General features: G+C 63.1%; 23 protein-coding genes. 6 read left to right on the top strand and 17 right to left on the bottom strand.

Features of this window, described 5'->3' with window-relative positions; translation table 11 throughout:
- Positions 1–3 precede the first annotated feature (3 nt).
- Both yajC and AC56QX_RS20680 read right to left on the bottom strand, forming a co-directional pair.
- Positions 4–345: a preprotein translocase subunit YajC gene (gene yajC / locus AC56QX_RS20685; RefSeq protein WP_027043763.1), complete on the bottom strand. Its 342-nt coding sequence runs from the start codon at positions 343–345 to the stop codon at positions 4–6.
- A gap of 94 nt (positions 346–439) precedes the next feature.
- Entirely contained in the window at positions 440–652 is a 213-nt protein-coding gene (locus tag AC56QX_RS20680; protein WP_497110270.1) for a hypothetical protein, read from the bottom strand.
- Between AC56QX_RS20680 and AC56QX_RS20675 the strand changes: the two genes are divergently transcribed.
- Positions 636–1,511: an ATP-binding protein gene (locus AC56QX_RS20675; RefSeq protein WP_497110269.1), complete on the top strand. Its 876-nt coding sequence runs from the start codon at positions 636–638 to the stop codon at positions 1,509–1,511. The genes AC56QX_RS20680 and AC56QX_RS20675 overlap by 17 nt on opposite strands.
- A gap of 27 nt (positions 1,512–1,538) precedes the next feature.
- Here the strand turns inward: AC56QX_RS20675 and AC56QX_RS20670 are convergent, their stop codons facing one another.
- Together AC56QX_RS20670 and AC56QX_RS20665 are read right to left on the bottom strand one after the other, a co-directional pair.
- Positions 1,539–2,360, bottom strand: coding sequence for a helix-turn-helix domain-containing protein (locus tag AC56QX_RS20670; RefSeq protein ID WP_497110268.1), 822 nt, complete (start codon positions 2,358–2,360; stop codon positions 1,539–1,541).
- 27 nt (positions 2,361–2,387) lie between these two features.
- Complete coding sequence (locus AC56QX_RS20665) at positions 2,388–2,540, bottom strand: hypothetical protein (protein ID WP_497118067.1); 153 nt, start codon at positions 2,538–2,540, stop codon at positions 2,388–2,390.
- On the opposite strand from AC56QX_RS20665, the gene AC56QX_RS20660 reads away from it, so the two are divergent.
- Positions 2,466–3,356, top strand: a complete 891-nt coding sequence (locus AC56QX_RS20660) for an NAD-dependent epimerase/dehydratase family protein (protein WP_497110267.1) — start codon at positions 2,466–2,468, stop codon at positions 3,354–3,356. The genes AC56QX_RS20665 and AC56QX_RS20660 overlap by 75 nt on opposite strands.
- A 111-nt stretch (positions 3,357–3,467) precedes the next feature.
- On the opposite strand, the gene AC56QX_RS20655 is transcribed toward AC56QX_RS20660, so the two are convergent.
- From AC56QX_RS20655 to AC56QX_RS20595, 13 genes are all read right to left on the bottom strand, one after another.
- Positions 3,468–4,994, bottom strand: a complete 1,527-nt coding sequence (locus AC56QX_RS20655) for a peptidoglycan DD-metalloendopeptidase family protein (RefSeq protein ID WP_497110266.1) — start codon at positions 4,992–4,994, stop codon at positions 3,468–3,470.
- A 258-nt stretch (positions 4,995–5,252) separates the two neighbouring features.
- Positions 5,253–5,906 (bottom strand): protein-L-isoaspartate(D-aspartate) O-methyltransferase, encoded by a 654-nt coding sequence (locus tag AC56QX_RS20650; protein ID WP_497110265.1) that lies wholly within the window; start codon positions 5,904–5,906, stop codon positions 5,253–5,255.
- On the bottom strand, positions 5,903–6,661 hold the full coding sequence (surE, locus tag AC56QX_RS20645) for a 5'/3'-nucleotidase SurE (protein ID WP_352655206.1): 759 nt from the start codon (positions 6,659–6,661) through the stop codon (positions 5,903–5,905). The genes AC56QX_RS20650 and surE overlap by 4 nt, the downstream gene beginning before the upstream one ends.
- Positions 6,661–7,965, bottom strand: coding sequence for a serine--tRNA ligase (gene serS, locus AC56QX_RS20640; RefSeq protein ID WP_497110264.1), 1,305 nt, complete (start codon positions 7,963–7,965; stop codon positions 6,661–6,663). The genes surE and serS overlap by 1 nt, the downstream gene beginning before the upstream one ends.
- 102 nt (positions 7,966–8,067) lie before the next feature.
- The gene (gene tatC / locus AC56QX_RS20635; RefSeq protein ID WP_497110263.1) at positions 8,068–8,943 is read right to left on the bottom strand and encodes a twin-arginine translocase subunit TatC; all 876 of its coding nucleotides are present in this window, start codon (positions 8,941–8,943) and stop codon (positions 8,068–8,070) included.
- Positions 8,940–9,683: a Sec-independent protein translocase protein TatB gene (tatB, locus tag AC56QX_RS20630; protein ID WP_497110262.1), complete on the bottom strand. Its 744-nt coding sequence runs from the start codon at positions 9,681–9,683 to the stop codon at positions 8,940–8,942. Before tatB ends, tatC begins: the two co-directional genes overlap by 4 nt.
- 30 nt (positions 9,684–9,713) lie before the next feature.
- Complete coding sequence (locus tag AC56QX_RS20625) at positions 9,714–9,935, bottom strand: twin-arginine translocase TatA/TatE family subunit (protein WP_013895102.1); 222 nt, start codon at positions 9,933–9,935, stop codon at positions 9,714–9,716.
- A 179-nt stretch (positions 9,936–10,114) separates the two neighbouring features.
- Positions 10,115–10,882 (bottom strand): SMC-Scp complex subunit ScpB, encoded by a 768-nt coding sequence (scpB, locus tag AC56QX_RS20620; RefSeq protein WP_497110261.1) that lies wholly within the window; start codon positions 10,880–10,882, stop codon positions 10,115–10,117.
- Complete coding sequence (locus tag AC56QX_RS20615) at positions 10,879–11,679, bottom strand: segregation and condensation protein A (protein ID WP_497117830.1); 801 nt, start codon at positions 11,677–11,679, stop codon at positions 10,879–10,881. Before AC56QX_RS20615 ends, scpB begins: the two co-directional genes overlap by 4 nt.
- A gap of 63 nt (positions 11,680–11,742) precedes the next feature.
- Positions 11,743–12,762 (bottom strand): beta-N-acetylhexosaminidase, encoded by a 1,020-nt coding sequence (gene nagZ / locus AC56QX_RS20610; RefSeq protein ID WP_497110260.1) that lies wholly within the window; start codon positions 12,760–12,762, stop codon positions 11,743–11,745.
- Between the two features lie 151 nt (positions 12,763–12,913).
- Positions 12,914–16,279, bottom strand: a complete 3,366-nt coding sequence (locus tag AC56QX_RS20605; protein WP_497110259.1) for an SPOR domain-containing protein — start codon at positions 16,277–16,279, stop codon at positions 12,914–12,916.
- Between the two features lie 103 nt (positions 16,280–16,382).
- Positions 16,383–18,140, bottom strand: coding sequence for an arginine--tRNA ligase (gene argS, locus AC56QX_RS20600; RefSeq protein ID WP_497110258.1), 1,758 nt, complete (start codon positions 18,138–18,140; stop codon positions 16,383–16,385).
- A gap of 62 nt (positions 18,141–18,202) precedes the next feature.
- Complete coding sequence (locus AC56QX_RS20595; RefSeq protein WP_497110257.1) at positions 18,203–19,417, bottom strand: deoxyguanosinetriphosphate triphosphohydrolase; 1,215 nt, start codon at positions 19,415–19,417, stop codon at positions 18,203–18,205.
- Positions 19,418–19,507: 90 nt separating this feature from the next.
- Between AC56QX_RS20595 and erpA the strand changes: the two genes are divergently transcribed.
- The 4 genes from erpA to AC56QX_RS20575 all read left to right on the top strand — a co-directional run bounded on the left by erpA (position 19,508) and on the right by AC56QX_RS20575 (position 21,460).
- Entirely contained in the window at positions 19,508–19,855 is a 348-nt protein-coding gene (gene erpA / locus AC56QX_RS20590; protein ID WP_172228236.1) for an iron-sulfur cluster insertion protein ErpA, read from the top strand.
- 4 nt (positions 19,856–19,859) lie between these two features.
- Positions 19,860–20,252, top strand: a complete 393-nt coding sequence (locus AC56QX_RS20585; RefSeq protein WP_497110255.1) for a VOC family protein — start codon at positions 19,860–19,862, stop codon at positions 20,250–20,252.
- Between the two features lie 6 nt (positions 20,253–20,258).
- Complete coding sequence (gene xth / locus AC56QX_RS20580; RefSeq protein WP_292869203.1) at positions 20,259–21,053, top strand: exodeoxyribonuclease III; 795 nt, start codon at positions 20,259–20,261, stop codon at positions 21,051–21,053.
- An 89-nt stretch (positions 21,054–21,142) separates the two neighbouring features.
- A complete protein-coding gene (locus AC56QX_RS20575) occupies positions 21,143–21,460 on the top strand; it encodes a hypothetical protein (RefSeq protein WP_497110254.1) in 318 nt (105 codons plus the stop codon).
- The last annotated feature ends 27 nt before the right edge of the window (positions 21,461–21,487 follow it).

Here is a 21,487-nt window from a genome sequence, read left to right as displayed (position 1 = left end):
GGATTATTTCTTGGCGTTCTGGTTGGCCACCGGTTCGCCCTTGACGCGCACGTCGGCGATCGTCGAGCGCAGCGCCGTCACCTTGGTGCCACCGCCGAGGTCGATCTCGAGCTCGTTATCGTCGATCACCTTCGTCACCTTGCCGACGAAACCGCCGCCGGTGACGACCGTGTCGCCGCGACGGACCGCCGCCAGCATCTCGCCGCGCTTCTTCAGCTGCGTGCGCTGCGGGCGGATGATCAGAAAATACATGATCACGAAAATCAGGACAAACGGCAAAATGCTGATGAGCATATCGGGAGAGGCGCCGCCGATGCCTTGGGCGTATGCCGGTGTCACGAACATCGAGAGTACTCCTGAATTTTAAAAACAGCCGCCAACCGTCCTGCGGAGTTTGGCGGCCCCTTGAAATTTGGCCGGAATATAGTCGGTAAAGTTGTCAATGCAACTGCGCGGCCAGCCAAATCGGCTGCTTTTCCGGCTTGTTGAGCCGTGTTAGAGCATGACCGCGAAAAGCGCGAGCCGGTTTTCCGAAAAGATCACGCTCGAACAAACGGTTGGAACCGGTTTCGAACCCGACGGAATCGAACGCCCCCACCTGCCCGCCCAAGAAAACGAACCAAAAAAGACCTGAAATGACCGATAGCAGCATCGACGCCCTCAACAAGAAACTCGACCGCCTGATCGAGGCTGTCGGCCGCCTCGCCCCGCCGCCGGTGCCTCAAACCGACCTCGGCGAGGCCGACTGCTTCGTCTGGCAAGCCGATCCCGGCTATCTGGAACCGGTGCGCAAGGTCAACCGCGTCGACATCGGCCTGATCCGCGGCGTCGACCGCGTCCGCGACATCCTTGTCGACAACACCGAGCGCTTTGCCGCCGGCCACCCGGCCAACAACGTGCTGTTGTGGGGCGCGCGCGGCATGGGCAAATCGTCGCTGGTCAAGGCCGTGCATGCCGAGATCAATGCCAAGGCCAAATCCGATCTGCCGCTGAAGCTGATCGAGATCCACCGCGAGGACATCGACACGCTGCCGAAACTGATGGGTTTGCTGAAGGCGGCGCCTTTCCGCGTCATCCTGTTTTGCGACGATCTGTCCTTTGATCATGACGACACCTCGTACAAGTCGCTGAAGGCGGCACTTGAAGGGGGCGTCGAAGGCCGCCCGGCCAACGTCATCTTCTACGCCACCTCGAACCGCCGCCATCTGTTGCCACGCGACATGATCGACAATGAGCGCTCGACCGCCATCAACCCGTCCGAAGCGGTCGAGGAAAAGGTGTCGCTGTCCGATCGTTTCGGACTTTGGCTCGGCTTCCACAAATGTTCGCAGGACGAATATCTCGAGATGATCAACGGCTATGCCAGCCATCACGGCCTCGACATCGACCCCGAGCAGCTGCGCGCCGAGGCGCTGGAATGGGCGACGACACGCGGCAGCCGTTCGGGCCGCGTCGCCTGGCAGTTCACCCAGGACCTGGCCGGCCGGCTTGGCAAGCCGCTGAAGGATTGAAGCGTCGCTAAAGCGAATTGCGGGATGTCATTTGGGCGGCCGCCCCCGTCGCAAATCACGCGGCGTTTGGCCGATCTCGCGGCGGATCCAGTGCGCCAGATGCGACTGGTGTGCGAAGCCCGTCAATTCCGCAACCTCGCTGGTGCTGAGATCGCCCTGCTGCAACAGAACGCGCGCGCGTTCGACGCGACGACGCAACACGTAGCGATGCAGGGTGACACCCGTCGCCACCTTGAACCATGTCCGCAAATGCGAGCTGCTCGCGCCGGCAACCCGGGCTAGTCGATGGATCGAAAGCGGCTCATGGAGAGCGGCCTCAATGTGGTCCAGGACACGCTTGAGCTGGGTATCCGACAACCGGTTCGTTCGATCGATGTCTGAACCATCGAGGCCAAGCAGCCTCACCGCGAGCGCGGCGCCAACGCTGTCGGCAAACAGTGAGCCACTCGGCGCGCCTGCATCGAAATCACTCCGGAGTGCTCGAGCAAGATGCTCGATGCGCTGGTCACGTAGCAAATGGCGCGTGTCGAGCCGCGTTACCAGCGCCCTGCCGCCAAGTTCCGCCGCTACCCTTTCCATCAAGGCTGGCAGCAAGCCAATCTCGATCGTGTCGAACGGGGTTTCAGCCTCGAAACCGCCCTCCTCGCCAGCCGGCACCAGGTCGATATCGCCGGCGCGCCTGACGAAATATCGCCCAACCTGATCGCAGTAGGACCGCGTCGCGGCGCTTGCATGCACCATGATGCGATGGTGTGGCGCCCGCGACAGACGATGGACGCCCGCCTCGATATGCCGGGAAACCATTGTCACGTCTGACGGAGATCGGGCCGGAGCGAATTGCGGGCGCATGCTCTCTCGATTCATGGCGAAACCTGTTCAAGATTTGGCAATTCCCGCGCGATTTTCAATGCCGCGAACCTGTAGCTCTCCATCAAACTTGGAAGAGAGGTTGCCATGAATTTCTATGTTGTTGTCGGTGCAGGCCCGGTTGGTCGCGAGACCGCTCGCCTTCTCAGCGAAGAAGGACATGAGGTCGTTCTCACAAGCCGAAGCGTCGGTTCAAACGCGTTGCGGAACGTGCGAGCCATACAGGCCGACGCCACGGATGCCTCGGAACTGTCGCGTATCTGCCAAGGCGCCGATGCGATCTTCATGTGTGCCATGGCCACATATCATCGCTGGCCGACCGACTTTTTCCCCATCATTGACGGCACCGTGCGCGCGGCCGAAGCGGTCGGCGCCAAGCTCATTGTCCTCGGAAACCTCTATGGTTATGGGGAAAATGCCGACAGCCCGCTTCGCTCCGACCTGTCGCTGGACCCGACTTCGAAGAAGGGAACCGCCAGGACGATCATGTGGCAGCGGGCGGTCCGTGCCGATGTACCGGCGATCGAAATACGCTCCAGCGATTATCTCGGACATGGCGCGATCAGCTATTTCTCACTGGTTGCGCTGCCCTCCATCATCGAGGGCAAGCCCACCGCCTTCATTGGAGACCTCGACGCAACTCATGCCTGGACCTTCACCAAGGACGTCGCGAGCACACTGGTCGCGGCAGCCCGTTACACGGGTGAATGGGGACGGGCGTTTCACGTTCCCTCGCAACACGCCTCGCCCCGGCAGCTCATCTGGAAAACCGCCGCGATGGTGGCACGAGAGGTTTCAGAGATACGTTCCTATTCCGTCGCCGAGATGGAAGCCTTGGGCATGCATGAGCTCATCGAGATGAGCTACCTCTTCCAGAGCCCCCTGCTGGTTGATTCCTCCGACACCGAGGCGCTTCTGGGCGTGAAGGCCAGCAGCCTTGAGGAGATGATCGCCGACACGCTCCGTGATCATATGTGAGCCCTGCGAGCGGGCTTTTGGACAAAACTGAAAAAGCCCGCTCCTTGCGGAACGGGCTGAGCCGGCGGGCTGGACTGGAGGTCAGACGGCCCGCAAATCGCTTTTTTTATTCTATTCGAGATAACCCGAGGGATCGACCGGCGCCGAGTTCTTGCGCACTTCGAAGTGCAGCTTCGGCGAGTCCGTCGTGCCGCTCATGCCCGAGAGCGCGATTTCCTGGCCGCGCTTGACCTTCTGGCCGCGCTGCACCTCGATCGAGCTGGCATGGCCATAGACGGTGACCAGGCCGTTCTCGTGGCGCACCAGCACCGTGTTGCCGAATTCCTTGAGCCCGTCGCCGGCATAGATGACGACGCCGTTCTCGGCCGCTTTGACCGGCGTGCCCGTCGGCACGGCGATGTCGACACCGTCCTTGCCGGATCCGAAACCGGAGATCACCCGGCCGCGCACCGGCCAGCGCATCTTGCCGATCCCCGTGGCATCCGGCGCGACCGCGTCGTCGTCCTCGGCCTGCTGGATGACCTTCGCGTCCTTCTTCGGCGGCGTGTAGGACGCCAGCGTTTCGGACGGCGTGGTCTTCGCCGGAGGCTGCGTGGTTGCAGTGGTTACCGGATCGACTTTCGCCGGCTTGGCACTGGCGACCGTCGCGGTTCCGCCGGCCGGCACCTTCAGGGTCTGGCCGATCTTGAGCAAGCCGTCCTTCATGCCGTTGGCCTGCTTCAGCGCTACGACGCCGACGCCGGTCTTCCTGGCGACCGAGGACATCGTGTCACCCGACTGGACCGTATAGGTGCCCGCGGCGCCAGTTGCCTTGGCGACCTGCGCGGGCTTGGGCTCCTTGGGCTGGCTCGCGGCGGCCGAAGCGTCGACCTGCGCGGCGGACTTGCCTTCCTTGAGCTTCGGCTGCTGCGGCAGGACGGCGACCTTGTCCGGCGCGGTGGCCGGCAAATCGTGCTTGCCATCCTTCGCCGGCTTTGCGTCTGCGACCTTCGGTTCGGCCTTGCTCGAATAGGCATAGGCCGGGATGACTAGCTTCTGCCCGGTCTTCAGGCCCTTGGTCGCGCTAAGCCCGTTGACCTTCATGATGACGTCGGCCGGCACTTTGTAGTGCTGCGCGATGCCATTGATCGTTTCACCGTCCCTGACCACGATCTCGGTCGCGTGCGGCCTGCCCGCTTCTGCCATCTTCGGCGCGTCGGGCTGGGCATTCTTGAACGGCTTGGCCGCCGGCTCGACAGTGCCGGTTGTCACCCTGTCGACATGCGGCGCCGGGCGCACCATGGCTGGCGCCGATGCGACACGCACCGGATTGGCGGCAGGCGCGAGTGCCGGCGCGGCCTGGGCTGAAACGGGCGGCGGCAACGGCCGACTCGAAACCGGCTCGAGGCTGGAGCGGCTGACCGACTGGGTGTGGCTGCCGTCGAGCGGAGCGGCGGAGACATCGCCCGGATAGGGCTGCGCGGCATCCTGCTTGTTGATGATGGCGCGCTGATTGTTTGTCGAGGAAGTGAAGACATCGTCGACGCTGTTGAACCGCGAGGCCTGGGAACTGCACCCGGCGGCGGCCCCCGCAATCATGAGAACAGCGCAGCCCCGCGCCAGATTGCGACTGTTTGTCTTCAAAACACTGAGTTGCATCGCACTAACCCGCACAAACGCTGCACCAACTGAGACAGGATTAAAGCGCGTTAATGTTACTGGGCGGTTAACCCATTAGAATCCGACGAAAATTTTCTTAAAACATTTTGGGGCGCCGGAGGCGCGTTGAGATTCAGGTCAGGCCGAGTCGAAAATGGTTGATACCGAGAACCGGAGCGGAGCGTACTTCAGTACGTGAGCACCGGAAGCGCAGGTATCAGCCATTTGCAGGCCGGCCTCACCTGAATCTCAACGCGCCTAGATCACCGCCGCGACGCTGCGCAGGATCGGCTGCAGCCGCACCAGGCCGATATCCTCGCGCTCGAAACGGCTGCCGACCTTGGTCAGCTTGGCCAGCACCTGCTCGCCCTCCTCCGGCCCGATCGGCGCGATGACGATGCCGCCGCTGGACAGTTGGTCGAGCAGGAATCGCGGCAGGCTGTCGAAGGCCGCCCAGGCGACGATGCGGTCGAACGGTCCTTCGGCCGGCAAGCCGCCGGAGCCGTCCGTCTGGCGGACGATGACGTTGCCGATACCGAGTGCCTCGAAACGTTGCCTGGCTTGTTCGACCAGCGTCTTGTAGCGATCGATGGTCACGACGCGCGCCGCCAGCCGCGACATCACCGCCGAAGTGTAGCCGGAGCCGGTGCCGATCTCGAGCACGCGGTTTCCCGCTTCGATGGCAAGGGCCGCGATCACCGCCGCCTGCATGTCGGCGCCTTCGATCGCCTCGCCGCATTCGATCGGCAGCATGCGGTCCGACCAGGCGATCTGGTGGAAATGGGGCGCCAGGAAACCGCGCCGTGGTGTCGCCTCGAAAGCCGCGATCAGCGCCTTCGGAACCGTTCCCCTGCCACGCAGGCGCAACAGGAAAGCGGCAAATCCCTCGCGGTCATCGATTGGCAGGTTCATGCAAGCGCCTTGCTCAGCTGGTCACGGATCTCATGCGCGGTGAGGTCGAGCTGCAACGGCGTCACCGACACCAGACGGTTGCGCAGCGCGTAGAGGTCGGTGCCTTGCTTGCCTTCGACCGGCTCGCGGCCGAAGCGCAGCCAATAGTAAGGCAGGCCGCGCCCGTCACGGCGCTCATCGACCCACAGGCTGTGCACGAGCTTGCCTTGCGAGGTGACGACCGTACCGGCGACCTCTTCGGGAAGGCAGTTCGGAAAATTGACGTTGAGCAGCACGCCGTCCGGCAGCGGCGTCGCGACCAGCTTCTTTAGCAGTGCCGGCGCCAGCGCCTCGGTGGTCTCATAGGGGACGACGCGATCCTCGCCGACATAGGAGTAGCCCTGGCTGAGCGCGATCGAGCGGATGCCGAGCAGCGCGCCTTCCATGGCGCCGGCGACGGTGCCGGAATAGGTGACGTCGTCGGCGATGTTGGCGCCGGAATTGATGCCGGACAGGATCAGGTCCGGCGCGCCAGGCAGTATCTTCTTCACCCCCATGATAACGCAATCGGTCGGCGTGCCGCGCACGGCAAAATGCTTCTCGCCGATCTTGCGCAACCGCAGCGGCTCCGAGATCGACAGCGAATGCGCATAGCCGGACTGGTCCTGCTCCGGCGCCACCACCCAGACGTCGTCCGACAGTGTGCGGGCGACGCGTTCGAGCGACGCCAGCCCCTCGGCATGAATGCCGTCATCATTGGTCAGAAGAATGCGCATTATTTCGCTTCGATCTTTGCCAGACCGCCCATGTAAGGCCGCAGCACTTCAGGAATGGTTACGCTGCCATCCTCATTCTGGTAGTTTTCAATGACAGCTATGAGAGCGCGGCCGACAGCGGTGCCGGACCCGTTGAGCGTATGGACGAAGCGGTTGCCCTTGCCATCCCTGTCCTTGTAGCGGGCATCCATGCGCCGCGCCTGGAAATCGCCGCAGACAGAGCAGGACGAGATTTCGCGATAGGCGTTCTGGCCGGGCAGCCAGACCTCGATGTCATAGGTCTTGCGTGCACCAAAGCCCATATCGCCGGTGCACAGCACCATGGTGCGGAACGGCAATTCCAGCCGCTTCAGCACTTCCTCGGCGCATTGCGTCATCCGCTCATGCTCGGCGAGCGAGGATTCCTGATCAGTGATCGACACCAGCTCGACCTTGTAGAACTGGTGCTGGCGCAGCATGCCGCGCGTGTCGCGCCCGGCCGAGCCTGCTTCCGAACGGAAGCACGGCGTCAGCGCCGTATAGCGCAGCGGCAGCTTTTCATGCGCGGTGATTTCTTCGCGCACCAGGTTGGTGAGCGGCACTTCGGCGGTCGGGATCAGGCCAAGCCTGCCCTCCCCGTGCGGCACAAAGAACAGATCCTCCTCGAATTTCGGCAGCTGGTTGGTGCCGAAAAGCACCTCGTCGCGGACCATCAGCGGCGGGATCACTTCCTCATAGCCATGCTCGGTCGTGTGCAGGTCGAGCATGAACTGGCCGATCGCGCGTTCCATCCGCGCCAGGCCGCTCTTCAGCACGGTGAAGCGCGAGCCCGACAGCTTTGCCGCCCGCTCGAAATCCATCATGCCGAGCGCTTCGCCGATCTCGAAATGCTCCTTCACCCAGTTCGGCCGCGTCGGCACCGTGCCGACAATGTGTTTGACGACATTGTCGTGCTCGTCCTTGCCGACCGGCACGTCGTCGAGCGGCACATTGGGCAGCACTGCCAACGCGTCGTTGAGCGCCTTGTCGAGCTCGCGCTCGCGCGCCTCGCCGTTTTGGATAAAGGTCTTGATCTCGCCGACTTCGGTCTTCAGCCTTTCGGCAAGGGCGGCATCGCCCGAACGCATGGCGTTGCCGATCTCCTTCGAGGCGGTGTTGCGGCGCTCCTGCTTGGTCTGCAGTTCGGTGACGTGTTCGCGCCGCGCCTCATCTTTGGCGATCAGCCCGTCGACCGTGGACTGCGCCTCACCGGCCGACCACGAGCGCTTCACCAGCGCCTCGACAAGGGCCTTCGGGTTGTCGCGAATCCATTTGATGTCAAGCATGGTTTATCCGTCCTCAGCTATGCGAGAGGGCGTAAACCGCATCCTTGATTGATGCAAGATAGACCGGGCAGCGACGGTCTCTTTCCGCCGCTGCCTGTTGTTTTACGAAGCAGCCGGCGCTGGAGGCTCGTCCGGCGTTTTATCGGCCACGGTCTCCCCGGCCTCTTGCTTCTCGCGCGCAACCCGCTGCTTTTCCTGGTCGCGCTCGATCCACCGTGCGGCCCAGATGGAAACCTCGTAGAGCAGGATGGTCGGAAGGGCCAGGCCGATCTGGCTCATCGGATCGGGCGGCGTCAGCACCGCCGCGACGATGAAAGCAATGACGATCGCCCATTTTCGTTTCTCGGCCAGCCCCTTGGACGACAGCATGCCGACGCGCGTCATCAGGCTGGTCACCACCGGCAGTTGGAACACCAGGCCGAAGGAGAAGATCAGCGTCATGATCAGGCTGAGATATTCCGACACTTTCGGCAGCAGCGAAATCTGCACCTGGTCGTCGGTGCCGGCCTGCTGCATGGCTAGGAAGAACCACATCACCATCGGTGTGAAGAAGAAATAGACCAGCGAAGCGCCCATCAGGAACAGGATGGGCGACGCGATCAGGAACGGCAGGAAGGCGTTGCGCTCGTTCTTGTAGAGGCCGGGCGCGATGAATTTGTAAATCTGCGTGGCGATCAGCGGAAAGGCGATGACCATGCCGCCGAACATGGCGAGCTTGACCTGCGTGAAAAAGAATTCCTGCGGCGCGGTGTAGATCAGCTCGACTTTGTGCGGATCGAGACCCGCCCACTTCGTCGCCCATTTGAAAGGGACGACCAGAAGGTTGAACAGCCGCTTGGCGAAGAAGAAGCAAACCAGGAAGGCGACGAAGAAGCCGCCCAGCGACCAGATCAGCCGCCGGCGCAGCTCGATCAGATGCTCCATCAGTGGAGCGGACGATTTCTCGATCTCGTCCTTTTCCTTGTCCGAAACGCTCACTTGGCGGCTCCAGCCGTCTTTTTGGCCACCGGCTTCTTCGCCGCGGCAGGCTTCGGTTCGGCTTTCGCCACGGTCTTTGCAGCAGTCGCCTTGGCAGCAGTCGCCTTGGCGGCGGCGGGCTTCGCAAGCGCAGCTTTCGCCTTCACCACGGGTGCGGCTTTTGCCGTCACCACCTTCGCGGAAGTCGCGGCCTTGGACGGCGCTTTCGCTGCCGGCGCCGTCTTGACGGCTTTCCTGGCCGCGGATGTCTTCGGCACCACGGCGGGTTCCGTGGATGTCCCCACCACCGATTCATCGGTCATCGCCGGGAAAATCGGCGTTGAAGGCGCAGCTTCCGGCCCGCTGACGCCGGGCATTTCCGTCGCACCATTCTTCAACGGCTCGGCCGCCTGTGGCGTCGAAGCGGCGGGCGTTGCCGGATCAGCGGCCGGCTTCGGCTTCATCGCCGCGTCGACACCGGCGCGGACATCGGCCGCCGCCTGCTCGAACGGATTGAGCTGCTTTTTGATTTCGGCAACGGGGCTGAGGCCCCTGAGCTCGTCGACCGACTTCTTGACGTCGTCGAGTTCGGCTTCCTTCAGCGCCTCGTTGAACTGTTTCTGGAAGTCGGCGGCCATGGCACGCAGCTTCGCCGTCGTGCGCCCAAAGGTGCGCAGCATGTTGGGCAAATCCTTCGGCCCGACGACCACGATCATAACGATCGCGATCACCAGCATTTCGGTCCAGCCGACTTCAAACATGGCAATCTGTTCCGACTAGAACTTTTTGGCTCAGCTCTTGCTGGCCTTTTCCTTCACGGCCGAAACGGTCTCATCGGCACGGTGTTCGACGGTGCGCTTGTCCTCGGCGACGTCGTCGTCGGCCATGCCCTTCTTGAAGCTCTTGATGCCCTTGGCCATGTCGCCCATCAACTCGGGGATCTTGCCGCGGCCGAACACCAGAAGCACGATGACCAGCACGATCATCCAGTGCCAAATCGAAAATGAACCCATAGCAAATCTCTCTCGAATGTTTTCCCTGGCGATGATCTATGCGTTTTCGCGTTGGGATTCAAACACAACCGCGACAGAGTTTATGAAAGGCTGGCGGATGTCACGCATTTTCGGCAAAGCGGCCCGCTACCAAACGGCGCATGTAAAGGCGTAAAGCCGCTTTTGATAGACGCTCGCGGTCAATCTTCCGTGACGCGCGGCGTCAAAAGGCCGAGTTCCTCAAGGTCGATGTCGGTCAGCGGATCCTCGTCCTCGGTCAGCGCATCGGGATCGGCCGGCGGCTGCGGAATGGAGAAGTTCGACGGCATGCGGCCCGAAAGCAGGCCGGCCCCCTTCAGTTCCTCCATGCCGGGAAGATCGCGGATTTCCTCGAGCGCGAAATGGTCGAGGAAGGTTTCGGTGGTGCCGTAGGTGACGGGACGGCCGGGTGTTTTGCGGCGGCCGCGCATGCGCACCCATTCCGTCTCAAGCAGAGTGTCGAGCGTGCCTTTTGACGTCTCGACACCGCGGATGTCCTCGATCTCGGCGCGCGTCACCGGCTGGTGGTAGGCGATGATCGCCAGCACTTCCAGCGCCGCCCGCGACAGCTTGCGCTGCTGCACCGTGTCGCGGCTCATCAGGAAGGCGAGATCGCCGGCGGTGCGGAACGCCCAGGCGTCGCCGACGCGCACCAGATTGACGCCGCGCCGCGCATAGACCTGCTGCAACTCGGCCATGGCAAGGGCGATGTTGATGCCGTCAGGAAGGCGCGCGGCAAGCTGCTTTTCGCTGACCGGCTCGGCGCTGGCGAAGACAATCGCCTCCGCCATGCGCACGGCCTCCGCCATATGCAGGCGCTCGGCCGGGTTCTGTGCCGGATTCTGGACGGAAACCTGGTCGAGATCCCCCTCTTCCGGCCCATCATCCACCTTGAAGGGGATAACCGAAGCGTTGGCGCGTTCGCTCATGATGCCACCTCGACTGCCTTGATTGGCTGCGCCCGGCCGCGGAGATAGATCGGCGCGAACGTCTGATCCTGCCGCAAATCCATCGTGCCGTCGCGCACCAGTTCCAATGTTGCCGCGAAGGAACTGGCGATCGCCGTGCGCCTCTCCTCGGGACTGGTCATGTACACGATCAGGAAACTTTCCAGCGTCGTCCAGTCGCTGACAGCCCCAACGAGGCGGGTCAGGATGTCGCGCGCGTCCTTGAGCGACCAGACACCGCGCCTGGCGATGGTTACGTTGTTGATCGCCTGCTTCTGCCGCTGCTGGGCGTAGGCGGTCAAGAGATCGTATAGCGACGCCGAATAGGCGTTGCGCTTCTCGATGATGACCATTTCCGGCATGCCGCGCTCGAACACGTCGCGACCGAGCCGGTTGCGGTTGACCAGACGCGCCGCCGCATCGCGCATGGCTTCCAGCCGCTTCAGCCGGAATTGCAGCACCGCGGCCAGTTCCTCGCCGCTCTCGCCCTCTTCACCCGGCTGCTTGGGGATCAACAGCTTCGATTTGAGGAAGGCGAGCCACGCCGCCATCACCAGATAGTCGGCGGCAAGCTCCAGCCGCAGCGCCCTCGCCGTCTCGACAAACGTCAAATACTGCTCGACCAGCGCCAGGATCGAGATGCGTGCCAGATCGACCTTTTGTGTGCGGGCAAGATGCAGGAGGAGATCGAGCGGACCTTCGAAGCCGGCAACATCGACAACTAGCGAGGGGTCGCCGGTGACGCGTGAATCATCATTCTCGGCCCAAAGGCGGTCCATCGGTGCGGCCTTCGCGGCCTTGCTTTCCAATGTTTCCGCCACTGTCCCTGTCACTTCCTTTTGCTAGGCCACCGCATCGAAATAGGTAGCGAATTCAGCGCGTATCTCGGTTTCCTCGACCGCGTCGTGTTTCTTTATATAGGTCAGTGCCCGCTTTGCGCGCTCCAGAGACTTGCCCTCAAGCCCCTTGGTGCGCGACGCGATGCCCGCCATCTCCTCGAAAACGCCGTTGCAGTGAAGGACCAGATCGCAGCCCGCCGCAAGGATCGAGGCCGCCTTTGTCGGGAAATCCCCAGAAAGTGCCTTCATCGAGGTGTCGTCGCTCATCAAGAGCCCATCGAAGCCGATCTCGCGGCGGATGATCTCGTCGATGACCTTGCCGGAGGTGGTCGCCGGGTTGTTGGGGTCGATGGCGCTGTAGACGACATGCGCCGTCATCGCCATCGGCAGGTCGTTGAGCTCCCGGAACGGGGCAAAATCATGCCGCTGCAGATCGCTCAGCGAGGCGTTGACTATTGGCAGCTCGAAATGTGTGTCGGCAAAGGCCCGGCCATGGCCGGGAATGTGCTTCATCACCGGCAGCACGCCGCCGGCCATCAGGCCTTCGGCGGCGGCACGGCCGAGTTCAATGACCGGACGCGGCTCCTTGCCGTAGGCGCGGGCGCCGATCACATCGCTCGCGCCTTCGATCGGCACGTCGAGCACCGGCAAGCAATCCGCCGTGATGCCGTAGCGCAAGAGGTCGAAGGCGTGCAGGCGCGCCATCAGCCAAGCGGCACGGGCGCCGGCGTCATGATCGTCGCGCCACAGCGCGCCAAGCGCCCCGCCGGCCGGATAGTTCGGCGCCAGCGGCGGCCGCAGGCGTTGCACCCTGCCGCCTTCCTGGTCGATGAACACCAGCGCGTCCGGGCGTCCGATACAGTCGCGCATCTCGGCGACCAGATCGCGGATCTGCTCGGTCTCGCCAATGTTGCGGGCAAACAGGATGAAGGCCCATGGGCATTCATTGCGATAGAAATTGATTTCTTCGCGGGTGAGCGATTTCCCGGCACAGCCGAGGATCATGGATTTTGATTCGGTCATATCAGGAGTTTAGGGCTTCGAGCGATCAAAGGGAATCGTCTCGGGACACATGCGTGAAAGCACGTGACGTGCTTCCACATGAAAAACGCTGGGCACATGAAAAAGCCGGCACGAACTTGGGCCGCGCCGGCTTTGATTGATTGAAACGCGTCTAGCGCGAGACGAAGCAGTTGCCGCCGGCAGCCTTGTAGCTGGTGCACAAATTGATAGCATCGTTGCGCGACTGGGCCACGACACGGACGCGGTAGAACGTGCCCTTGCCGGCAATCTCGGCCTTGACGATATTGGCGGTGCGGCCGGCAAGCACGCTACCATAGCGGCGTTGCAGATCCTGGTAGGTCGACTGGGCACTTTCCACCGTCGGCTGCGAGGCAACCTGCATCGACCACGAACCGCCACCGGTCGCCGTCGTTGCCGGATCGATGGAAGCGACCTGATCGGGCTTGACCTCGCCGACGACGTCGACCGGCTGATCGGACGGACGCTGCGGTGCGATCGCAACCTTGGCCGGAGTGTTGGCTGACTGCGCCTTCGCCGGCTTGGCTGCCGGCTTGAGAGCCGGCTCGTCGTCCGCCTGGGCCGCGGCAGGCGCCACGGTGCCGGTCTGGTCGGCGTCGGCCTGGGCCGACGGGGCGACATGCTGCGGCGCCGGATCGCTCGGCTCAGCCGCAGCTACCTGCGGCGCGGCCGGTGCTGGATCCTCGCGCGGCACCAGCGAGCCATCCGACTTGACCACCATGGTCCTCACCTTGCGCGGGGCAACGGCGACGACATCGGTGTTAGTGCCCTTGTCGGTATCCTGCAGCACCTGCGCGATCCGATCCTCGGACTTGGGCGCTGGCGCCGCATTGTCGGCCGGCGCAGAACTTGCGGTCGGCGCGGCATTGCCGTCGTCGGCGGCGCCGGCGGCGGCACTCTGGTCAGCAGAAAGATCGACGGCACGGGCCGGATCCTTCGCCTGCACGTCCACCGGAACCTCGGTGTTGGTGACAAGCTTCTGCTGCACCGGTTCAGCGGGCTTGGCGCCCTTGACCACCGCGTCATAGACCTTGTTGTCCTGGTTCGGCACCACGGTGCCGCCCGGATTTTCCGGCTTGACCTTGATCGGCGAATTGTCGGCCTTGACGATCACCGGTGCTTCGCTGCCGCCCTTGCCGCCGAAGGACAGGGCAAAGGCACCAAGGCCGCCTGCGATCGCCACAGCACCGACAATCGCGGCGATGAACAGGCCGCGGCGGCCCGAAGGCCTGGCCGCCTCCCGCTCGCCGAGACCCGGAACGGACATCGCCTCGTCCAGTTCGGGATCATAGTCGAGTTCATCGACGGTGAAATCGTCCGCCTGCGAGACCGGCTGGCTGCCGGGCAAATTGTCGAGATCGAAGCCGTCGGCGGCGTCGGCATAGCCTGTGTTTGCCGCAGCGCGGGCCGGCATTTCCGCCGGACGCGCCGCATAGGTCCGCGCTTCCGGCTGCAAGGCCGGCTTGGGCTCTTCATAGGATGGCGCCTGATAGCCCGAGGTGAATCCAGCGTTGTAGGATTCGTCGGCATAGGCAGCGCTGCTCGCGGGAGCAGCAGGAGCAGGCGCGACCTCCACCGAATTCATTTCCGTCAGCAGGCTGGCGAACTCGGCGTCGAGATCGTCATAGCCAGGCGAGGCCGGCTCATCTTCCTCGAAATGCAGTTCCGGGATGTCGAGATCGTCCGCCAGCGCCACGACGCGCTCCGGCACATCAACCGTTTCGACATCAGGCATCTCCTCGTAGCGCGAGGACTGGCGCGGCGGCAGTGCGGATACGGGGGCTGCATAGGGAGCAGCCGCAACCGGGTCGGGCGCATGGTAGGACGGTACAGCGGCCACTGCTGGGGCCACATCAGCCGCGGCGGCCCTGGCCGCCGTCGAGGTGGCCGGCTGCGCGGCGAATGCCGGCTGCTGGGGAACCGGCGTCACGCGGCTCCACGAACGGGTCGGCTCGGTCGGCGCGGAGCGGTCGGCCAGCCAATCGAGGGAATCGGCCTGATCCTGGTGGGAAGCGACCTCGTCACGCGGATCGAGGTTCCTGGCCAAGGCCGCATCGAACGCATCATTGTCGAAATCGACGTCGACATGATCAGTAGCATCAGAGCCAAGATCCTGGCCCTGGAGCTCATCGAGCAGCAGATTGTCGAGATCGGTATCGGCGGCGTGAGCCGCACTGGAGGGATGCAGATCCTCGGGCGCTTGTTCGTCGAGATCCCAGTCGAGATCGGCAGTTTCCTCGGCAGCCGTTGCAGGCGCGGCGGTATACGACTGAACGGGAGCAGCAGCCGGTTGAGCCACAAAGGGCTGAGCGATGACAGGCTGAGCCACGACAGGCTCCTTGGCCGACGGCAGCGTGCGCGCCGTCATGGCACCCAGAAGCGCGTTCAACTCGTCTTCGAGGCTTCGTTCGTCCGCCACGGGGGCCCGCACCGGCTCGGCCATGATGGCTGCCGGAGCGATCGGCTGGACCGCGGCGGTCGCGACCTCGGCGACCGGCTCTTCGACAGGCTCGGCGAACGCGTCGTCCAAGTTCAGGTCGAACGCATCATCCGAAACGGCCTCAGAGCTTGAGAAGTCGCCCCTGGTATCAACGGGATCGGCGCGCACTTCGTGCGTTTCCGCGCCGTCAAAGGCCACCGGCTCGTTCGCCTGAACGTCAAAATCCATATCGACATCAGCCATGGCGTCGTCGAAGTGACCTTCGAAATCCTCGTCGGAAATCGCCTGGGCCTCATGCGCGGTGGCCAGCACCGGTTCTGGATAGTCGACCGCGGTCGCAGCCACATGGCGCTGATCCATCGAATGGTCGTCCAGCATCAGCTCGTCTTCTAGCGAAAGCGCGACCGCATCATCGAATTCAAGCTCGGGGGCCGGCTCGACAGCCACCGGCACTTCGGCAACGGCATGCTGGGGCTCGACGGCGTCGTTTTCGATCTGGACGGCATGGTCCTCGATATGGAAATCCTGATCGAGCGACGCGGCAAGCTCGTCCTCCATCGGCAGATCGTCCTCGAAGGGCGAAACAGCCTCGAGCGAACTGGCAACGGCATTGTCGAAATCGACGTCGAAGGCAGGTTCGACAGCCGGCGCGGCTTCGGCAGCGCCCGGAATTGCATGGCTGGCGACGACCGCGTGGTCATCGGCACCGGTGAAGTCCAGATGAAAATCGTCGTCGAGCGACAGCGCAAGATCGTCGTCAGCCACAAGATCGTCGTCAGCAGGATGCGTGGCCGCCGTTTCGAATGCCGGCTCATAAGCCTCGACAACCGGAGCGGCGTCGCTGTCGCCAGCGCCGAACTCGCCCATCAGTTCCTTTTCGAGGTCAATGTCGAAATCGTCCTCTTGCGTAGACTGACTAGCGGCCTGAGGTTGGGCCGGCGCCTGCTGCTTGACCGGCTGGCGTGGGTCGAATCCCATGATCCTGGTCAGTTCCGCGAACGGATCATCGTCAGCGATGTCGTTGTTGTCGGCTACTCTCAGCTGGGTTCTGTCTGCCATTATTGTTCCCGAACTCGCACTCATTCGGACGCCATGGACGTCGCGCAGGGTTGGCCCTTACCAGCGCAATGTGGGCAAAAGGTGACAGGTTTTTTAGTCAAACCTAACGCATTTCGGTGGGCGCGGCGGCCCCGATCAGCGTCAGGCCGGACGTGAGAACGTCCGAAACAGCCTGCACCAGCCCTAGTCTGGCATGCGTCAATTGTCGGTCGTTAACCTTAACAAAACGTAAGTCCGGATTATCGGTACCCCGGTTCCAGTGTCCGTGGAGACTGGAAGCCAGATCATAGAGATAAAATGCCAGCCGATGTGGCTCCAGCGCAAGAGCGGCTGACTCGATCAGGCGCGGATATTCCGCAAGCTTGCGGATCAGGCCAAGCTCGCCCTCGTCGGTCAGCAAAGCGGCCGCGGCAGCCAGGCTTGTGCGATCGAAATTCGCGTCGCCCAGCTGCTCGCTGGCCTGCCGGAACACCGAATGGCAGCGCGCCGAGGCATACTGCACATAAAACACCGGATTGTCCTTGGACTGCTCGGTGACCTTGGCGAAGTCGAAGTCGAGCGGCGCATCATTCTTGCGGAACAGCATCATGAAGCGTACCGCGTCGCGGCCCACCTCTTCGATGACTTCCCGCGCCGTCACGAAATTCCCGGCCCTTTTTCCCATTCGGACCGGCTCGCCGTCGCGAAACAGTTTGACCAGATTGCAAAGCAGAACCGTAAGCTTCACCTCGTCGCCGGCAATCGCCCGCGCCAAGGCCTCCAGCCGCTTGACGTAACCGCCATGGTCAGCGCCAAGCACGTAGATCAAGTCGGTGAAGCCGCGATCGACCTTGTCCTTGAGGTAAGCCACGTCGGCAGCAAAATAGGTGAACGAGCCGTCAGACTTGACCAACGCCCGGTCCATGTCGTCGCCGACCGCCGTTGAGCGGAACAGCGTCTGCTCGCGGTCTTCCCAGTCATCAGGCTTCTCGCCCTTGGGCGGCGGCAGCTTGCCCTTGTAGATATGACCCTTCAGCGTCAGGTCATTAATCGCCAAGCGGATCTTCCTGGCATTGTCGGCGTGCAGCGTGCGTTCAGAGAAGAACACGTCGTGATGCACGTTGAGCAGCGCCAGATCATCGCGGATCATCGCCATCATCGCATCGATGGCGCGGTCTTTGACGATAGCCAGCGCCTCATCCTCCGGCATTTGGAGCAGACTGCGGCCGAACTCTTTCGCCAGCGCCTGGCCGAGAGGAACCAAATAATCACCTGGATACAGGCCGGGCGGAATCTCGCCGATCTCGTCACCGAGTGCCTCCCGATACCGCAGTATGACCGAGCGACCGAGCACGTCGATCTGTCCGCCGGCATCGTTGATGACATATTCCTTGGTCACGTCGTAGCCGGCAAACGCCATCAGGTTGGCGAGCGCGTCGCCGACGACCGCACCCCGGCAATGGCCCACATGCATCGGCCCCGTCGGGTTGGCGGAGACATATTCGACATTGGTTTTCCGGCCGGCGCCGATCGTCGAGCGGCCATAATTACGCCCATCGCCCAGAAGGGTCGACAGATGGGCCTGCCAGAAGCCGTCCTTGAGCCTCAGATTGACGAAGCCGGGACCGGCGACGTCGACGGCGGCGACATCCTTGTCGTCCCGCAGCGCCAGCGCCAGCCTTTCGGCCAGCGCGCGCGGATTCTGGCCGGTGGGCTTGGCCAGCACCATAGCCGCATTGGTCGCGAGATCGCCATGGCTGGGGTCGCGCGGCGGTTCGACGGCAATGCGCGACAGGTCGGGCGAAACGCCGTCCTTGTCTTTCAGATCAAGCGCTTCGACAGCCTTTGTGACTCGCGCGGTGAAATCGGCGAAGATGTTCATGGGTATTGCTCTGGCGGCTTTATGGCGAATCCGGCTCGTTGGCCGGCAAAATCGCGCCCGCCCTAGCTCAAATCCGGGGTGCGGTCAAACAAACGCCTGTGTTCCTTGAGTGCGTAAGTGTCGGTCATCCCTGCCAGGAAATCGGCCACACTGCGCGCCTTGATGCGATCGTCGGCCCTGTCCAGCCCCTCGCGCCAGCCATCCGGCATGGCGCGCGGATCGGCGAAATAGACGTCGAACAGGTCCCTGACGATCTGCTCGGCGCCGGCGCGCACCCGCATCACCTCCTTGTGCCGGTAGAGGTGCTTGTAGAGAAAGGCCTTCAGTTCCTTCTCGGCCGCGGCCATCTCGGTGGAGAAGGTCACGATCGTCTCGCCTGCCGCCCTCACCGCATCGGCGCTGCGCGGCCCGACACGCTCCAGATTGGCGGTCGCCGAGACTATGACATCCTCGACCATGGCGGTGATCTGCCGCCGCATCAGTTCGTGGCCGGTGCGCACATCATCTAGCACCGGATAGCGCTCGCGCACACCCGCCAGGATCGTCCCCGGCAGCGAGACGGTCTTCAGCATGTCGAGCGTCAGCAGCCCTGCCCGCAACCCGTCGTCGATGTCATGCGTGTTGTAGGCGATGTCGTCGGCGATCGCAGCGCACTGCGCCTCTATGCCGGCGAACCGGTCGAGTTCGAGATCCTGCAACTCCGAATAATCGCGAATTGCCTGCGGCACCGGCCCTTTCAGGCCTTTGCCGCTGGCGTCCGTCAGCGGACCATTGTGCTTGACCAGGCCTTCCAGCGTCTCCCAGGTCAGGTTCAGCCCATCGAATTCGGCGTAGCGCGCCTCAAGCCTCGTCACGATGCGCAGCGACTGAGCGTTGTGATCGAAGCCGCCCCAGGCCGCCATCTTGTCATTCAGCGCGTCCTCTCCGGTGTGGCCGAAGGGCGTGTGGCCGAAATCATGCACCAGCGCCACTGCTTCGGCCAGGTCCTCGTCGCCGCGCAACGCCCGCGCCAGCGCCCGCGCGATCTGCGCCACTTCGATCGAATGGGTCAGCCTTGTGCGATAGTGGTCGCCTTCATGGGCGATGAAGACTTGCGTCTTGTGCTTAAGCCGCCGAAACGCGGTCGAGTGGATGATGCGGTCACGATCGCGCTGGAACGGCGTGCGGGTCGGGCTCTCGACCTCATCGAATAGCCGGCCGCGCGAGCGCGCCGGATCAGTGGCATAGGCCGCGCGCGGCCGATAGCCGAATCCGATGTCGCCCAACTCATTGGTCATGGCTGATGCTGCCGCAGTTGACTTGATCTAGTTGACTTGGCCCCTCGCGCTTCATACCTATCATGTGAAACCGAAAGCAAGGTGACGCCCATGGGCGCGGATGCCAAGACTGCCATGAAAGTCGACATGACCGAGGCCGCGGCCAAACGGATCGCCAAGATTGTCTCTGGCGAGGCCGGCAAGACGGCGTTGCGCGTTTCCGTCGAAGGCGGCGGCTGCTCCGGCTTTTCCTATAAGTTCGATCTGGTCGATGCGCGCAATGATGACGACGTCGCCATCGAAAAGGACGGCGCCACGGTGCTGATCGACGACCTGTCGCTGGTCTATATGGGCGGTTCGGTGATCGACTTCGTCGACGATCTGATGGGCCAGTCCTTCCAGATCCGCAATCCGAACGCTGTCGCCTCCTGCGGCTGCGGCACGAGCTTCTCCATCTAGCGGCATGCCTGGCATCGGCGCGGTCCGTCAGATCGCGCTGTCGGCCGGACGCAACCTTGATTCGACGCTGGCCTTCTGGTGCGATGTGCTAGGTATGGGCGTTCACGCCCGCTACGATCCCCCCGGTATCGCCTTCATCATGGCGGGCGATGTGCGTCTGCTGTTCACCGATGGCGTGCCGGCCGGCACGGTCTATCTTGACATAGCGGGCCTCGAAGCCTTCCACGCCGAGGCGAAAGCTGCGGGCGTCCCCTTCACCGCGCCGCCAGCGCTTGTCCATCGCGACACCGAAGGCACATTCGGTCCGGCGGGGGAAAGCGAGTGGATGGCCTTTCTAAAGGACCCGGCAGGCAATACGATCGGCCTCGTCGAACGCCACCCGCCGCAGGAAGAATAGACCGTCATGAAAATCGTCACCTGGAACATCAACGGCGTGCGCGCCCGCATCGGCAACCTCACCCATTGGCTGACCGAGAGCGCGCCCGACATCGTCTGCCTGCAGGAGATCAAGACGGTCGACGAGCAGTTCCCGCGTGCCGAGATCGAGGCTCTGGGCTACAATGTGGAAACCCATGGCCAGAAGGGTTTCAACGGCGTGGCGCTGCTGTCGAAGCTGCGCTTTGACGAAGTCAATCGCGGCCTGCCGGGCGACGACACCGACGAGCAGGCGCGTTTCATCGAAGGTGTGTTCTCGACCGACAAGGGCGCGCTTCGGGTCGCCTCGCTCTATCTGCCGAACGGCAACCCGATCGATGACGAGAAGAAGTTCCCCTACAAACTGTCCTGGATGGCGCGGCTGGAGCGCTGGGCCGAGGAACGGCTGAGGCTGGAAGAGGCGCTGGTGCTGGCCGGCGACTACAACGTCATTCCCGAGCCGATCGACGCGCGGTTTCCGGAGAACTGGCTGGGCGACGCGCTGTTCCAGCCGCAGACGCGGCAGGCTTTCCGGAGGCTGCTCAACCTCGGTTTCACCGAAGCGGTGCGCGCGGTCACCGATGCACCCGACACCTACACCTTCTGGGACTATCAGGCCGGCGCCTGGCAGAAGAACAACGGCATCCGCATCGACCATCTGCTGCTGTCGCCGGAAGCCGCCAACCGATTCTCGTCGGCCTCGATCGAAAAACATGTGCGCGCCTGGGAAAAGCCCTCCGATCACGTGCCGGTGGCGATCGATCTCGCGCTACAGCCGGCCTGACCGGAGGCCCTGCGCCCCGAGGCCTGAGGCTGGGCACGTCGATGCTGGACCTCATATCGCCACATTCGGGCGCATGATGGGAGATCTTCATGGCGGCCGGGGTTCCCATGACCATTCGATTTGTTATTTGTCCGATCGGCTTGGCATTTGCCACGGCCGCCATGGTGCCGGCTTTCGCCGCCCCGGAATGTCTCGCCAACGGAAAATCCTATCCGGTCGGTCAGGTCGCCTGCCTGACGGTTGCCGACCAGAGCCATCTGGCTCGCTGCGAGATGGTGCTCAACAACACATCCTGGACGAAGGTCGGCGACAGCTGCCCCGAAAACACGATGGCGCCGCACCTGCACGTCACGCCGATCTCGACGCCAGCGCCAAGCATGGTGCCGACGGAGCCGACCGAGAACTGATTTTTCCGTTAGAGCGGTCTTGAAACA

It is taken from the genome of Mesorhizobium sp. RCAM 06353 (genome assembly GCF_059683585.1).
Note: the sequence above shows the minus strand (reverse complement) of the source record. Positions and strands in the feature narration are given on the sequence as shown.